The 14,923-nt window shown below is 39.3% G+C and carries 11 protein-coding genes; 5 read left to right on the top strand and 6 right to left on the bottom strand.

The genetic code is table 11. From position 1 onward, the window contains the following. Positions 1-46 precede the first annotated feature (46 nt). From QNI22_RS07935 to QNI22_RS07925, 3 genes are read right to left on the bottom strand one after another with little or no spacing between them, the layout of a single operon-like run. A complete protein-coding gene (locus QNI22_RS07935) occupies positions 47-532 on the bottom strand; it encodes a glutathione peroxidase (protein WP_314510102.1) in 486 nt (161 codons plus the stop codon). Between the two features lie 8 nt (positions 533-540). Continuing rightward, the gene (locus tag QNI22_RS07930; RefSeq protein WP_313974940.1) at positions 541-990 is read right to left on the bottom strand and encodes a DoxX family protein; all 450 of its coding nucleotides are present in this window, start codon (positions 988-990) and stop codon (positions 541-543) included. 7 nt (positions 991-997) lie between these two features. Beyond that, a complete protein-coding gene (locus QNI22_RS07925) occupies positions 998-1,411 on the bottom strand; it encodes an organic hydroperoxide resistance protein (RefSeq protein WP_314510101.1) in 414 nt (137 codons plus the stop codon). A gap of 341 nt (positions 1,412-1,752) precedes the next feature. Between QNI22_RS07925 and QNI22_RS07920 the strand changes: the two genes are divergently transcribed. After that, entirely contained in the window at positions 1,753-4,494 is a 2,742-nt protein-coding gene (locus QNI22_RS07920) for a T9SS type A sorting domain-containing protein (RefSeq protein ID WP_314510100.1), read from the top strand. Positions 4,495-4,599: 105 nt separating this feature from the next. Here the strand turns inward: QNI22_RS07920 and QNI22_RS07915 are convergent, their stop codons facing one another. Further along, complete coding sequence (locus tag QNI22_RS07915; protein WP_314510099.1) at positions 4,600-5,043, bottom strand: DUF2141 domain-containing protein; 444 nt, start codon at positions 5,041-5,043, stop codon at positions 4,600-4,602. A gap of 134 nt (positions 5,044-5,177) precedes the next feature. Beyond that, positions 5,178-6,896: a 2-succinyl-5-enolpyruvyl-6-hydroxy-3-cyclohexene-1-carboxylic-acid synthase gene (gene menD / locus QNI22_RS07910; RefSeq protein WP_314510098.1), complete on the bottom strand. Its 1,719-nt coding sequence runs from the start codon at positions 6,894-6,896 to the stop codon at positions 5,178-5,180. A 171-nt stretch (positions 6,897-7,067) separates the two neighbouring features. On the opposite strand from menD, the gene trpA reads away from it, so the two are divergent. From trpA to QNI22_RS07890, 4 genes are all read left to right on the top strand, one after another. Then, complete coding sequence (trpA, locus tag QNI22_RS07905) at positions 7,068-7,859, top strand: tryptophan synthase subunit alpha (protein WP_314510097.1); 792 nt, start codon at positions 7,068-7,070, stop codon at positions 7,857-7,859. 450 nt (positions 7,860-8,309) lie between these two features. Further along, entirely contained in the window at positions 8,310-9,050 is a 741-nt protein-coding gene (locus tag QNI22_RS07900; RefSeq protein ID WP_314510096.1) for a phenylalanine 4-monooxygenase, read from the top strand. 99 nt (positions 9,051-9,149) lie between these two features. Then, positions 9,150-9,737 (top strand): imidazole glycerol phosphate synthase subunit HisH, encoded by a 588-nt coding sequence (gene hisH / locus QNI22_RS07895; protein WP_314510575.1) that lies wholly within the window; start codon positions 9,150-9,152, stop codon positions 9,735-9,737. Positions 9,738-10,069: 332 nt separating this feature from the next. Then, positions 10,070-13,096, top strand: coding sequence for a DUF4132 domain-containing protein (locus QNI22_RS07890; protein ID WP_314510095.1), 3,027 nt, complete (start codon positions 10,070-10,072; stop codon positions 13,094-13,096). A gap of 551 nt (positions 13,097-13,647) precedes the next feature. Here the strand turns inward: QNI22_RS07890 and QNI22_RS07885 are convergent. Then, positions 13,648-14,886, bottom strand: coding sequence for a DUF418 domain-containing protein (locus tag QNI22_RS07885; protein ID WP_314510094.1), 1,239 nt, complete (start codon positions 14,884-14,886; stop codon positions 13,648-13,650). Positions 14,887-14,923: the final 37 nt, after the last annotated feature.

The following is a 14,923-nucleotide window of genomic DNA, read 5'->3' as shown; positions in this document are numbered from 1 at the left end:
CCAGCTCTCTATGATTTGGAAAGCTGGGTGTTATAAACAGACAAATTTACTGAAAAATCTTTTCCAGGTATTTTTCAATGGCTTCCGGTTTGGTAATAGGAGCAAATCGTTTGACTGGCTTCCCATTTTTATCGATCAAAAATTTAGTAAAGTTCCATTTGATGCGTCCTCCTAATAATCCCGGAAGTTCTTTTTTCAGGTATTTAAAAACAGGATGAGCATCTGTTCCATTTACCTCTATTTTATGAAACATCTGGAATGTGACACCATAGTTGATGACACAACCTTCTGCAATAGACTTTTCATCTCCAGGCTCCTGATTGCCAAACTGATTACAGGGAAAACCCAGAATGACAAGACCTCGGTCTTTGTATTTCTCATATAGTTTTTCAAGTCCTTCAAACTGAGGCGTAAGACCACATTGGCTAGCTGTATTTACTACCAGAACAGTTTTTCCTTTATAGGTATCCATAGATATGTCCTTACCCTGTAAACTGCGGGCAGACAACTGATAAAATGGCGTATTGCTCATATAAGTTTTTAGTTAGTGGATTGTCTGCTTTTTCTCCAACTGCTCCAAGCACCTGTAGACCACAATGCCCAGATTACCAGAACAGGCTGGAAGAACAAGCGGATCAGGCGAGCTTTGTCCGAATTCAATCCAAAAGCATCTATTTTATTTACATACTGAGATATATTTCCCGGAAACACAAGAACAAAAAATAAAGCAACTATCCACCCTACCATTGTACGGTATTTACCCAGAAAGATCAATGCAAGACCTAATGCAACCTCTACAATTCCTGATAAAATCACTACTAAATCTCCATTTACTGGCAGCCAGGTTGGGACTTGTGCCAGAAATTCAACTCGTGCCCAGGTAAGATGTCCAATTCCTGCAAATGCGAGATTAAGTCCCAGCAGTATGCGAAATACCGTCTGTACAGTGCTGGTTTGATCTTCTCGTGTTATGTGTGGATTGGCTTTCATAATCTGTTTATTTTAGCGTTACAGAAACGTTCACATTACTATGGATAGCTCTTGAGTAAGGACAGGTAGCATGTGCTTTTTCCAATAATTGTTGCGCTACTTCTCTGTCTACACCCTGAATATCTGCTTCCAATGCCGTTACAAGAGTTATGCCCTCTGTCTCGGATGACTGAAGACCTACGGTAGCTGTTACCTGACTTTCTATACGTAATTTCTGGCTACGTGCGACAAATTGTAACGCACTATCGAAACAGGCAGCATAACCTGCCGCAAATAATTGTTCAGGATTAGTATAATTGCCTCCGTTACCTCCCATCGAATTAGGTATCCGCACTTCCAGATTGAGTATTCCGTCTTCTGTTGAAACTTTCCCGTTTCTACCACCTGTAGCAGTGGCTTTGGTTTCATAAATTGTTTTCATGACTTTGTATATCGTTTGATTTTATATCGTTCACGATACAAAGTAAGTTGTTTTTTATATCGTGTGCGATATTTTTCTTGGTTTTTTTTGCCTGTTATAGATAATTATTTGATTATGAATTTGTTAATAATTTATGAGTGCAAGTGAATATCTCGGAGCTTGACTTTTACTATAAAAATATCCTGCCATTAGTAACTACAAGGCTTACGAGGTTAAGATATGTCTTGTCCAGTAAATTGTACAATAGCAAGGATCTTTTTTCTTTCTGTTTACTACATATACGCTCAACATACTAAGATTCAGATGTTTAAATCATAAAATTGAATCTTTGTTACTAGACTATGGAAAACTACAAAAACAACCTCTGGAAAAAAGCAGGTACATTATTCCTATGTTGGATGGCAATCTTTGCTGTTCAGGGAGCAACTATTTATGTGAAATCCAGCGCTGTTGGAGCTAATAATGGTAGCAGTTGGACAAATGCCTACACCAGCCTCCAAAGCGCACTTGCCACTGCTGTAATTGGAGATGAAATCTGGGTAGCAGCAGGCGTCTATAAACCATCTGTACAAATAGACTTTGATGCCAGTGGTGGAAGTAATATACGCGAGGTTACATTTTCATTGCCTAACGGAGTGAAACTGTATGGTGGCTTTATTGGAACTGAAGTATCTCTCGTTGAACGTAACTGGACACTAAACCGGACTATTCTTAGTGGAGATATTGATAACAATGATATCAATCTGGATGCGAATGCTATTGCAGAAAGTTGGACAGATATTGTTGGCAACAATGCATATCATGTGGTATATACTGCCAATGTAGCAGCAACTACTTTATTGGATGGGTTTATCATTACTGCAGGACGAGCTTATATAGCATCACCTCCCAATACTAATTCTCCTAATCTGGATGGGGCAGGGTGGTATAATAAAATCAGCGCACCACAAAATGCCAGCAGTCCTACTATTGTTCATTGTACATTTCAGGGGAACTATGCAGAATCTGAAGGTGCAGGCTTTTATACAACACCCGGCACTGTCTTCGTGACTATGGAATCTCAGATACGGGAATGTAAATTTATACAAAACAAAGCAAACTTTGCTGGTGGCGCAATTTTTCTGGGTTCTTTCCAGAAAGGAAAGTATTGGGCAGTAATCAGTCAGTGTGAGTTTACCGGAAATCAGGCATATCGCAGAGGAGGCGCATTGGCACTTACTGGTGACAGTACACGGATAGATACCTGTAAGTTTGTTAACAATCAAGCCATTGTAATTTCTGAAGATGGGACAACTCGTCCAGGTTCCGGAGGTGCTGTCAATATGGCTACTACAAAGGCTGGTTTTCGACGTTGTATATTTATTGGAAATTCTGCTACTGGTAATCCTACCGGAGCGTATGAAGGAGGCGGTGGGGGTGCTGTATATATGTCTACCAATGATCCTCAGACAACCACATTGGGAGCTTCCAAGCCGGTATTTATTGCTTGTGGTTTTTATAATAATGTTGCGCAAGGAAATGTAATGGCATGGGGAGGTGCTGCAGTACATTTGAATGATGCAGGGATTTTGAGAGTAAAATATATTAATTGTGTATTTGCTGGCAATCATGCTCAGAACGATGGTGGAGCAGTGGCTAATTTTACACGGGTAATCAGTCCACCTTCAGGGTTTTCTCCAGAAATACGTACAGAGTTTACCAATGCTACGTTCTATGGAAATTCAGCGAATAGAGGAGGTGCTTTATCTAACGACGGATATGTTTCTTCAGGTATAGAGATTCTGACTTCCCGAATTGAGAACTCAATTTTATATGGTAACACGGCTGTTTCCAGTGGGCAGCAGGTGTATAATGATGGAAATGTAAATACCGTATCATATAGTCTGGTACAAGGTTCCGGAGGTAGCGGAGGCGGATGGATTGCCAGTGTAGGTACAGATGGTGGCAATAATAAAGATGCATTTCCTTCATTTGTCAATGCAGCAGATGTAGATGGTGCCGATAATATTCCTGGTACTACAGATGATGGATTGCGGGTAAACAACGGATCTCCTGTTATCAATGCAGGTACTAATGCAGTACCTAATCTGGCAGGTATTACTACTGATTTTGCCGGTGATGCCCGCATCCAGAATAGTAAGGTGGATATGGGTGCTTATGAACGATACTCATTTATTGTTCTGCCGCCGAAATTTTACTGGCTCTATCCATGGAAAATCATTCGTCCGGGTTGTTTAACCTGTCCTTGGGCCATTCGATTTGATAGAGGGATCAATGAAAACCCGCTGGGTTTTGTCTGGCAATCTCCGGCTCAGTTAACAGATCATGGTGATTATGCAGAAGTAGTGGGTACTATTGTGAGTCAGGAAGATCGATCTGTACAGTTTGATGTATATCTCAAGTTAGTCAAACCACAAGACTGGTCAGAGTGGTCTTCCTTGCAGAGAACGTATAAGACAAATACACCTGAAGCGCGAAAAGTGGCAGAACGTACGCATGTTGACTGGACATACTGGACATTATCAGCTCGTGAAAGTTATTTGAAAGGAAAAGGAAGCATTGAAGGAACATTGCAGGTATCTCATGCACCAAAAGACCTGAATACAGGATTTCAGTTGGGAGTCGGAGCCAATGCTCAGGATGCCGATTCCGGATTGAGTGGAGAATTTTACTATCAGGGAACAATTACCACAAAGGCTCGTCTGAGACAGAATGCAACAGAGTGGAAGGGTATTGGAAGTTTAAATGTGGATGCTACTGAATGTACAGACGATTGTGATACGAAATCTGCCCGTATAGATAATGACTCAAATCTAAATACAGAAACTGAAAGCCGTACTTTCACAATCTATCCTAATCCGGCTCGTGAAAGCGTTGCTATATCTCTACGATCTGGTATAACGACCAGCTATTCTGTTGAGATGTATACGTTTCAAGGACAAAAACTCTCTGTTCCATTGTCTGAAGCAGGAGAGGGAACAAAAATGATAAATATAAAAGGCTTGGCTGCAGGTTTGTATTACTTGAAAGTTACCCAGGAAGGAGGAACTGTACAACATTATAAAGTAGTTGTACAGGAATAATCAATAACTGAAATAATCAATAGAAGTATTATATGGGATGAACCTGTTCTTTGTATAGTTATCAACGAACAGGTTCACAATTCCTTACTAAGATTCTTGTAGCGGTTATAAATATTTGACTTTCATTTCCACTCCAGTATTTGTGGAAGAGAGGTTTACTTTGAATTCATCAAAAGCAGGCTTTTTCATTTTTGTCAGAAAGAAGTTCGAAAAGCCAAATCCTTCCTGAGGTATTCCCACAAAGTTTTTATCTATCTCTCCATTATTGTTTTCATCATCTACCATCGCCATTCCATAAACGCCAGATTCAAGTGGTACAGAGACTATCATCGATCCATTTGTCAGGTCTTTTTTATCAAATACAAGGCGCTTAAATGGTTTCTCTGATTCATACGATTCTGCATTCTTAAAGATACTTACAATAATCTTCCCTTTCTCAGAGCGGATACCTGATACCTTGATTTGTCTGTTTTGCGCCCGCAAGCTAAAGGAGAATGTCACGAAAATCAGTCCGATAACTGACATACAAAAAACAATTTTCTTTCTCATAAACCGGATGTTATGTTTAATCGCTTGTTCTAACTGCTTTTCAACAGGAAGAGTTGTTATGCTATACGATATAAACTTTCGTACCAGTAAGATGTAGAATAGACTTGATGCCTTTTAGCTAGTAGGTTGTTTAGTTATCCCTTTTTAAATTTTTTCCAGACTGTCTCATTTAGTTTCCTCTCAGTTTCAATCTCTAGTAGCTTGGCTGTTCCATCCATTGCAAAGAAATCTGATGTTATCCCTTTTAATTCGTCCATCGTATGACAACGGAAATAAGGAATACCAAAGTCTTTGGCTGTATTTTCAGCAGTCTGATGCTGATGGGTTTCAAAGTAATCTTCGAGTTCGGGTTGTGTAGATGGACCATCAATGAGGCGGAAAATACCTCCACCGTGATTGTTCAATACGATAATGCGCAGATTAGGTGGAATACGATTGTGCCACAAACTATTACGATCATACAAAAATGCCATGTCACCTGTAATGAGAGTAACAAGCTGATGAGTGACCCAGGCAGAGCCAAGAGCCGTTCCTGTACAACCATCAATACCACTGGTACCTCTGTTTGCAAAGAACTCTATCGACTGCCAGTGATTAATTCCGACAAAGTTTGCATATCGGATGGGCATACTGTTAGCTACATGCAGCAGACCACTTTCCGGCAATGCACTCATGATCTCATATACAGCTTCAAACTCTGAGAATGGAGCATCTGTAAAGGTATTTTTCAGGCGTAGTCTGGCTTGTTGTTCCTGTTGCTGCCATAACTGAAAGTAGTCATCATTGTTCTCTACCTCATCTTCATTGAGGAAAGATTGATAATCAATATCTTCAAATAACTTCCTGAAGAAGTAAATTGGCTGTGTAGCGATAGTATCTGTAAGTGTTTGAAACGGATCTGCTACTTTTCCTGCAGGCTGGATATGCCAGTGTATCCGAGGATTGGCTTGGCGCAGAAATAATTTCAGGTTCTTGGAAATAACAGAATTGCCAAAAGTGATTAACAGGTCTGGGGCTAATTCCTTACGCAATACTTCATCTTTTTGCATCAGGATAGCATCTGCCAGCCGAATGGTTTCCGGGATTTCATGCAGATTAGATAGAATATCACCTACAACAGGTATTTGCAACTCCTGCTGGATCTGTTTTAATACATGAATCAGTTCAGGTTGATAAAGAGATTGACCTGCTACTATTAGCTTACGTGGACTATCTTCCCATATTTCTCGTATTTCTACCCATTGTTCTGGTGGTAATACTTGAGTTGTATTCCAGAATCGAACTATCTTCACCTGCTCCGGAAAGGTAATCTGCTCATCCGCTTTTGGATAAAATGGCTCCCGAATAGGCACATTGATATGTACAGGTCCTTGTGGATACGATTGACTTAGATTGATAGCTTCATTGACAGTACGTTCGATAAACCATATAGCATCCGGATGCGAAAAGTCCGCAGGAAGCTCGTAACTAGCTTTTACATGTTTGCCAAATACTTCCCTCTGGTTCAGCGTTTGTCCATCCTGTTGCTCCAGCCACTCCGAAGGACGATCTGCTGTAAGTATGAGCAGTGGTACCTGCTGGTAATAGGCTTCTGCGATAGCAGGCCCATAGTTTAGTACGGCTGTTCCGGAAGTGCATACCAGTCCTACAGTCTGGCGGCTTTTCAAGGCCATACCAAGTGCCAGAAAGGCGGCTGACCGTTCATCGGGAACAACACGTGTATGCATATTCGGATGGCGGGCCAATGATATAGTTAATGGAGCTGATCGGGAACCAGGCGAAATAATAAATTCTGTAACTGCTTTCCGGGCGCAGATCTGAACCAAACGAGTGATAGACTCCAGTACAGGCAAAATGATATCTCTTTAAGGTGAAAAACTTAACTGTCGCAAAAATACTCGCTTTTATGGAAAACTGCTTTTTATCCTGTAATTTTGAAAAGCGTTCAGGATACTTCCGCTTCTGTCGTCTGGTCGTTTGTGTTCAGTGCCAGTATTATTTTGTTCATTCTACTTTTACATACCATGACTAATCGTATTATACAGCTATTTGAGCAGAAGAAAAATGACATCCTGAATGTCTATTTTACAGCAGGTTTTCCACAGCTGGAAGATACCCGTTTGATTCTTCAGACACTTGCTGATGCAGGAGCCGATATCATTGAAATCGGAATGCCTTACTCTGATCCTGTAGCGGATGGCCCTACGATTCAGGCTAGTAATGATAAGTCACTGGAGAATGGCATGTCATTGAAAAAATTGTTTGAACAACTGGAAGGTATTCGTCAGTATACACAGGTGCCTATTTTACTGATGGGATATCTGAATCCTGTGGTACAATATGGAGTGGAGAGATTTTGTGAAAAGTGTCAGGAAATAGGTATAGACGGCCTTATCCTGCCAGATCTGCCTATGTATGAATATCTGGATTCCTATAAAAGTGTATTTGAGAAAAATAATCTTCTGAATATATTTCTCATTACGCCCCAGACTTCTGAAAGTCGTATCCGTCAGATTGATGAAGTATCCAAAGGCTTTATTTATATGGTGTCATCGGCCAGCATTACCGGGGCCAAGTCTGGTATTGCAGAGGAACAAGAAGTTTATTTTAAACGGGTGCAACAAATGAATCTAACCAATCCTACTCTGATTGGATTTGGTATTTCTAATCACAGTTCCTTTACAAAAGCTTGTCAGTATGCGAATGGGGCTATCATTGGAAGTGCATTTATCAAAGTGTTGGAGCAAAGCAATGACCTGAAAACGGATATTACAGATTTTGTGCAGGGCATCAAAGGTATACCTATCACTGCCTGAGGAAAAAATTTTAAGTTCAGGTTTGTTGGAAGATATAAAACGATTCTATTACCTTTGCCATTATGATTCGTACAAGCAACCAATATTATTATTACTACGGCTACCGGGAAGACCTTTTTCGGAGAGTAGGGTTGTTTGTGTAAAACTTGACGATTTTCACACAAATATACAGAAGCCTGATCCGAAAAAGGGGTCAGGCTTTTTTATTTTCATGCTAGCTGGGAATGTGTGAAAAAATTCTATTAATTCTGTGAATATTTTTATTCTGGAAAACGTATTAATAGTACCGGGCTGTTATACGTTATAAACGCAGAAGCTGGAAGTACTCGTCTGAATCAAAAATTAATAGAATGAATAAGTAATCTATGGCATTGAGTGCATAGACAAGAGCGAACCGTACCTATCTATGAAAAATGGTCAGCATCGACAAACAATTAAATTCTATCAACGATGAAACAGGAATATGAAAAGTATACCTCCGAAGATTTTGGAGTTTGGCGTATATTATTTGAGCGACAGATTGCTCAATTGCCCGGTATGGCAACAGACGAATACCTGGAAGGTATCAAACGTATTGGCTTTACAGCACATCAGATACCTGAGTTTGAACAGGTAAATACAGTATTGTCCAGTTATACAGGCTGGAAGCTACATGTCGTAGCAGGTTTGATTCCGAATAAAGAATTTTTTGAATTGCTGGAAAACCGATATTTTCCTTCCAGCACCTGGCTACGACGTATGGATCAACTGGATTATTTGGAAGAGCCAGATATGTTTCATGATGTATTTGGACATGTTCCATTATTAACTAATCCCCACTTATGCAATTTTCTGGCTGATCTGAGTCGTATAGCCCTTCGGTTTATTGATAATCCGTATGCTATCGAACTTATTTCCCGGTTGTATTGGTATACGGTAGAATTTGGGCTGATTCGGGAAAATGGTGAGCTACGGATTTATGGGGCTGGTATTTTATCATCTAAAGGGGAGACTCATTATTCTCTGAATGATACTACTCCCCGGAGAATTACTTATGATGTGAAAACAATCCTTCAAACACCTTATATAAAAGAACGTTTCCAGGATCAGTATTTTGTAATAGAGTCGTATGAGCAACTGTATAACTCAGTGAGTGAGGTTGAACGATTGCTTGTTGAAGCTATCGCTGAAGAAAATCTGATGCATCAATAATACGCTCTGTCGGAAAATCATTTGTTTGCCTGTCGGAATGATGCTATTTTTGTATATTGTTCATCAGGCGACAGTATGGCTTGCCTAATTATTGAATTTATGGAAGTAGCTATTATTAAATACAACGCAGGAAACGTTCAATCTGTTATTTATGCTTTACGCCGTTTAGGAGTTGAGCCTATCTATACAGATAATGAAGAAACACTGCGAAAAGTTGACAAGGTTATCTTTCCAGGAGTAGGAGAGGCTAGCTCTACTATGACTTATTTAAAAGCCAAGGGATTAGATAAAGTTATTCCTTCTCTGACACAACCTGTATTGGGAACATGTGTAGGAATGCAACTGATGTGCCGGTATTCAGAAGAAAATGATACAGAATGTTTGGGTATATTTGATATAGATGTAAAACGTTTTCCTCCTGTAAATGGCATTAAAGTACCACAAACGGGTTGGAATGATATTTATCAGTTTCAAAATCCACTTTGTACCGGATTAAAGGAACATTCCTATGTATATTATAACCATAGCTACTATGCTCCTTTGTGTGAGTATACAGTTGCCAAAACAGACTATGGTGTTGAATATTCTGCTATGTTGCATAAAGATAATTTTTATGCTGCGCAGTTTCATGCAGAGATTAGTAGTAAGGTAGGTGCCAGTATTCTGGAAAACTTTCTGAAGTTATAACATAGGTGAACACATATATCCCAAACAAAAAGCCGCCGACAAAGCGGCTTTTTGTTTGGGATATATTTTAAGGTATCTACCTACTATATTTTACGTATAAAGACTACATCTTGAGTTGTTAATTATATTTTTATTTGTATTGGTAATTTTTATTTAAAATAGTTATTAAAATATTTGTTTGTTGGATATTTGTAGCTACTTTTGAACTGCCAATATGAACAGAACTACTACTTATTCTTGCCAGTAAGGTATTAGTTAGCTTTCAGAATCAGTTATTTTCCTTATTCACAAACACTTATATTCAAATTATATTTTACCTAATCTTCATTTTTATGTCTTATCAGAAAATTACTCCCGAGCAGTTTCTTGAACAGATGGAACAGTATTCCAAATGGTACAGTGACCTTCCGCAACTAGCTCAGGAGATTCTGGATTATGTGAGTGGTGGTACTTCTACTATGCCACAACTAAATAATCACCATGCATGGTATTTCTCAAGTGCTGTGAATCTGCTCAATTTGCCTGACGCCTGGACAGAGATGGATAAAAATATTATCAAGCTTATTGTGCAGCATGATCAAAACTGGCAAAAAGGTAAGCCTAACCCTGATTACTATTTCGGACGTCGTTTCATGGATTGGGTAGAGGAGGTGATCAGAGAATATCCACAAAAGAATTATTTCCCGCTAGTTGTAGACGAACTTAAACGGAATGGGTTGAATGATGCTTGTATTTTAGAAGATACAATCAGTGAGTTAAAATATGTATTGATGGACAGAGAAGGTGGGCTTACCGGTGTGGGAGAGTATGTATTGTCCTTTTTACCTAAGAAAGAGAGTCAGATCCTGGGATGGGTTAAATCAAATAATGATAGCAGTCTGAATACTCTATTGGGATTCCTTCTAAAACATCGTGAGCAAACAGTTGAAGATCGGATAGAGAATTTTCTGGAAGTATACAATGGATACTATTCACAGACATATATCAGTGTAAGTAATATTGAGCTATTACTACAACACAATGCTCAAAAGTATGAGCCTGCTATCAAAAAAGCATTACATGCAGGAGGAATTGGGGCTGCTTCTACCTATGAAGCATTTGAAGCTCTAGCTAAACATTTACCTGATGAATATGAGCCAAAACGTCTGGAGGCTGGCTTTACTTATCTGATTACTCAGAAGAAGGAGGCCAATCCTAATCCTATACCTACTGGTTACTGGTATTATAGTGAAGGTAGTAAGCGTATACCTCCTGCCAACCCCAATGAATACTGGAAGTACATTCCGTATAGTGTCTATATTATAGACTATCTGCTGGAAAAAGATCCAGTAAATGCCAAGACTGCTGCTGTAGAATACTTAAAAGACAATACAAGTGTCAAAAGTGAGTTTTTAACAACGCTTGAAAAACATCTGCAGGGTGATGCTGTAGATATTTTGATAGAAGGTATTTACGCTGATCCAGGAAAGGTAGACAGTGATTATTTCCGAACCCTTCTGGGAATACTGTCTAAGCATGACTATAAACGTCATGAGGAAAAAGTATGGGCTTTGACCAGACACAAATCCAAACGATTGCGTGAGATTGTAGCTGTAACACTGAGCAAATTGGGAGATTCTTCTATTGCGAAAGCAGAACAGCTGCTGGCTGATAAAAAAGGGGATGTACGTCAGGCCGGAGCGTTGATTTTGTCTCTAATTGGAACAGATACGGCTAAATCTATATTGAGTAATGCCCTGAATGCTGAAAAAAATGATGAAGCACGAGATGTGATGTTGCAGGCATTAGGCGAGAAGTTATTTGAAGGTGCTTCAGAAGAAACAATAAAAGATATGGTTGCTGCAACCAAAAAACGAGGTAAGATTGAGAGGCCTGTTGAAGACTGGTTGCTGGAAAAAGATCTACCTGCCTTGTATTACAAATCAGGTGACCAGCTAGATGAAAACACGATACGTTTTCTGTTATATCGTATGGGACGTTCGAAAGATATTCGTCCTGACATAGAGGCTAAACCTTTGCTATTACAACTAGATCGTGAAAAAAGTGGTGACTTTGCAAAAAAACTATATGAATTATTTATCCAGAAAGGGTCTGACTCAAAGCAAAAATATTTACTGGCGTTAGCTGGATTATTAGGAAACGATGATCTGGTAGATAAGTTGAAAGCACAGGTAAATCAACTGGTTGAGGCAAACAGAGGAAAGATGGGAGAGTATACTGTGCAGGCTCTGGCATTGATTGGCTCCAACAAAGCACTTCGGGCAGTAGAGTTTCTGTCACGTAAATACAAGAGCAAAAACCGGAATGTAGGTGCTGCTGCTATGGATGCCTTTAAGATTGCAGCAGAGGAGTTGAATATCAGCTTTTATGAATTGGCAGATAGTATCATTCCTGATTTTGGATTTGAAGGCTTGTTTAAGTCCTTTTTGGCAAAAGACCAGGAATATCGAGCCTTTATTGATACAGATTTCAAACTGGCTTTTTTTGATGAAGACAATCGTAAGTTCAAATCACTACCTAAGGGAACTGCTAAAGAGGTACAAGACGAATTTAAGGAGATCAGTAAGGAGGTTCGTGACATTGTCAAATCACAATCTGGCCGGATGGAACAGTATCTGGTGATTCAGCGAAAGTGGGATGTGGAAACCTGGCAGGCATTTTTCACTGGAAATCCGATTATGTTTGTCTATGCAGTTCGATTATTGTGGGGCGCGTATGATGCTCAAGGGAATCTGTTGTATCCATTTATGGTAATGGAAGATACCTCTCTGATCAATCTGGATGATGAAGAGGTGATGCTTGAAGACGGAGTACAGCTAGGGATGGTGCATCCATTATCGCTTTCAGAGGACGATCTGCAAGCATGGAAAACCAAACTGTTTGATTATGGTATGGAACCTATCTTCCCGCAACTTGATCGGGCGATTGTACGGGTAGAAGACAAAGATCAGAATGTGAAAATCTCAAATGAGTTTGACAAGAAGAAGATTTCCAGCTATGCTTTTGGAGGTCAAATGGAGAAGCTGGGTTGGGCAAGAGGTTCTGTCGTAGATGGAGGCTATGTATCTGGATATTATAAAGCCTTCCCTGAATCTGCTATTGAGGTGTTTATAGAAACTGATGGTATTTACGTAGGTGGATATTATGAAGATTCTGCCTATTTAAGTCGACTGTATTTTGTGAAAATGGGTGCTGTTGCGATAGGTAATTATACATACGACGAGCCAAGCAATGAGAAAGACGAACGTCTTATCGCTTTTGGTGATGTCCCGGCTATTATCTACTCTGAAGTTATGAGTGATTTGAAACAGGTGATTATCCCAGAAGAAAAACAACAGGAAGAGCTTCAGGAGGCTTGAGCTGAATGATAAACGTTGAGTTATATTGTAAAGCCTGACTATCTACGTCAGGCTTTTTACTTAATGAAACAGATCTTCCTCAAAATGTATATCAATTCATGTTGTGGGGTACTATTTCAGGTATAAGTATTTGTAGTAAAATGTTTTATTTTTCTGTGTGATATGCTTTCCGGAAAATAAGAATGCTTGAGCAGAGTTATACAGAAATTTTCTGTTGAGTGTAGTTTGGTTCAAAACTTTCTGCTGAGCATAATTATGCTCACAATGTCGATTTACGAAGCGATCGACATACTGGTGTCAAAATAGTTTTTCGCTTGGAGTTTACCACAAATTTGCCTATGCGTTGAATAAACCACAACAATTTATTTTGAGCGAAACAAACCGCAAGAATTGTTTTTGAACAGATTTCACCACATAAAAAATAGTTGAACCGAATTCAACATAAATTATTTATGTTGAATTCGGTTCAAACTTTCAGATTGCATCTACTTATGCATACAACAGTATTATTTATAAAAAATCGTGCAACCTATAGTATTACAAGCATGTCTTTATCGTAGAAGAATCCGCCAAATATATTCCAGTGGTCCTGATTTAAAATAGGACAGATAAAGTTTACTACCCCATACCTGAAGCAGAAACAAGCCTAATGTAAGAGGAATACAATACGTTGGACCTACTGTTCCCCAAAAACCTAGACCAATTCCATAAAAGATGAGTATTCCAAACATGGACTGCATAATGTAGTTTGTCAGTGTCATACGTCCTGCATAGGCTAACACAGACAGTTGTTTTTGCAGGAAAGGAATCTGCAACAGAATATATATGCCCACAATATGTGACAGTACAATGAATGGCGTTTTGCTATGGAATAGAATAACTCTGAAAAGTCCATCCTGAGCAAAAAGCGACTTGATAGATACTCCTGCATAAACTAATGCTCCTACAGTGATAATTCCTGCTATAATCGCAGCACTGAATAGAACAATTGCCAGCTTAAAAATTTCCTGCTTGTGGTTCAGATATTGTTTTTTCCACTGGCCGGGAATAAACAATTGTAATCGGCCTACCCATACGCCTAACAAAAAGTAACCTGTAATGACTAATACATGACATAAATTAGCCACAAAGTTCATCCATTCTGCATTGACAATGATAAAGTTGGCTTTGAGCATTTCCCAATAGGAATGTGTACTTGTTAAGGTATATACAGCCAATGCCTCATCCGGTTTGGCGGATGTTGTATCAACAGACAATTGATGATATAGATCTTCTGCAATATTAGGAGTTACTACCAGAACTGCTCCTGCAAAGAAGAGAGCACGTGTAGGTAGTTTATAGAGTGGAATCAGAATTAATCCGGCAAAAGCATACCAGCGCAATATATCGCCTGACCAGAGCAGATAAGTATGTACTAATCCAAACAGAAAGAGTACACCCAGACGTTTTAGGAAATTCTGTGTAAAGGAAAGACCTTTCTGTTCGAATTTTTGTAACTGAAGATAAAAGCTTAAGCCAAACAACAGAGAGAATAAGGCTCTGAACTTTCCAATCGCAAAGAATGCAACCAGTTGATGCAGTAGCATGTCAGTATGAGCTGTCGGTAGGGTAGAAGCTTTTCCCGTAGTCCAGCCTGAGTATACTTCAACCATTCGAACAAGAAAGATACCAAATAAGGCATATCCTCTCAGTATATCTATTAGTGGAATACGTGTAATCGACAATGGAGATACAACTGCCTGAATACTGGACGGAGGCTGACTCGGAATAGCAAGAATTTTTGTGAGCATAGAGAGTTGGATAGAGTATAGGTAGAATGGGAACAAC

Source organism: Xanthocytophaga agilis (assembly GCF_030068605.1).
Classification (GTDB): domain Bacteria; phylum Bacteroidota; class Bacteroidia; order Cytophagales; family 172606-1; genus Xanthocytophaga; species Xanthocytophaga agilis.
Note: the sequence above shows the minus strand (reverse complement) of the source record. Positions and strands in the feature narration are given on the sequence as shown.

Coding starts and splice junctions, on each gene's coding strand:
- QNI22_RS07890 (WP_314510095.1), top strand. CDS start 10,070: ATGTCTTATCAGAAAATTACTCCCGAGCAGTTTCTTGAACAGATGGAA.
- QNI22_RS07900 (WP_314510096.1), top strand. CDS start 8,310: ATGAAACAGGAATATGAAAAGTATACCTCCGAAGATTTTGGAGTTTGG.
- QNI22_RS07930 (WP_313974940.1), bottom strand. CDS start 990: ATGAAAGCCAATCCACACATAACACGAGAAGATCAAACCAGCACTGTA.
- QNI22_RS07885 (WP_314510094.1), bottom strand. CDS start 14,886: ATGCTCACAAAAATTCTTGCTATTCCGAGTCAGCCTCCGTCCAGTATT.
- QNI22_RS07935 (WP_314510102.1), bottom strand. CDS start 532: ATGAGCAATACGCCATTTTATCAGTTGTCTGCCCGCAGTTTACAGGGT.
- QNI22_RS07920 (WP_314510100.1), top strand. CDS start 1,753: ATGGAAAACTACAAAAACAACCTCTGGAAAAAAGCAGGTACATTATTC.
- trpA (WP_314510097.1), top strand. CDS start 7,068: ATGACTAATCGTATTATACAGCTATTTGAGCAGAAGAAAAATGACATC.
- QNI22_RS07915 (WP_314510099.1), bottom strand. CDS start 5,043: ATGAGAAAGAAAATTGTTTTTTGTATGTCAGTTATCGGACTGATTTTC.
- QNI22_RS07925 (WP_314510101.1), bottom strand. CDS start 1,411: ATGAAAACAATTTATGAAACCAAAGCCACTGCTACAGGTGGTAGAAAC.
- hisH (WP_314510575.1), top strand. CDS start 9,150: ATGGAAGTAGCTATTATTAAATACAACGCAGGAAACGTTCAATCTGTT.